At 63.5% G+C, this 1,119-nt stretch carries 1 protein-coding gene; it reads left to right on the top strand.

Features of this window, described 5'->3' with window-relative positions:
- Positions 1 to 253: 253 nt before the first annotated feature.
- A partial coding sequence (locus O5O54_RS22185; protein ID WP_279484019.1) for a hypothetical protein occupies positions 254 to 1,119 on the top strand: 866 nt, incomplete at its 3' end.

Genomic DNA, 1,119 nt, shown 5'->3' with positions numbered 1-1,119 from the left:
GAAGGCAGCCCTCAACGTAGACGCCAGGCTCGGCAACTTGAGCACGGACCGGCATGATCGACAGGGCTAGGGCAGCGACGGCGAGGATGAAGCGCATCGTTTTGATCTCCGTGGGGCTTATCCGGACGATACGGGTCATTCACTGGCCGCGAATGAAGCGAAGGCCAGGCATTCGATCGATCCCCGCCCCTGCCTGTTTTCCTGCACATGCCGCCGCCTACCCTGCCCTCTGACCGCACAGGAGGGCCGCCAGATGGCAAAGCAGATCGTCGAGATCAGGGGAGCGAAAGAGCTCAAGAAGTCGCTGGAGCGCCTCGAAAAGCGTGCAGCCCGGTCTGTCATCTACGGCTCGCTCGATGACGTGGCTCGGGATGCCAACGAGAGGCTTGCGAAGCGGTTTGAAAGCGACATCGAGGGTGGGCCGGTCGACCGGACAAAGATCCGTCCGGGGCAGAAGCGCAGCTCGGTCTACGACAGGAAGGCCCGTCGTGACGGCGATGGGGTGTCATCGTCGATCCAAGTCGCCAAGAAGCAAGCGGCATACCTCGGCTTCCAGCTAGGCGAACAGGAAGTGCGTACGCCTGGCGTGGTGGGTGCCGCGTCGGAATACAACTTTCTGTTCGTCGGCACATACCGCCAGAGCAACTTGCTCGGCATCAAGCCGGACCGCTATGGCAACATGCCGCGCAACACGCTCAGGAAGCTGATCCGCGCCTCAAGGTCGCAGAAGCAGCTCGACGAAGAGGGCGTGAAGCGCCGGAAGCTGGAGCTCACCAAGGCGAACCTGAGGGCCGAGAGGGCACGCCGCAACGCCGCACTCGATCGCAAGGCCAACCGGAAGGTCAAAGGGCCGAAGACGGGGACGGCGCTGCAGGAGTCGCTAGAGCGGATCGCAAGGACCACCTATCGGGGCGAGGCGGCGACCAGCGGCATCTTCTTCGGCAGGTTGAGGAAGGGCTCGGGCAACGTGGGCTTCTGGCAGCGGCCGCCTGAGAGGTCGCAGAAGCCGTCGATGATCGTGCTGGGCGTCAAGAGATCCCGGTACCGCAACCCACGCCTCACGCAGGCATGGAATGACAGCGTGCAGGATGCGATGGCCGAGATGCCGCGCACCATGCA

The organism is Aureimonas sp. SK2, from assembly GCF_029813115.1.
In the GTDB taxonomy this organism is placed as follows: Bacteria; Pseudomonadota; Alphaproteobacteria; order Rhizobiales; family Rhizobiaceae; genus Aureimonas.
Note: the sequence above shows the minus strand (reverse complement) of the source record. Positions and strands in the feature narration are given on the sequence as shown.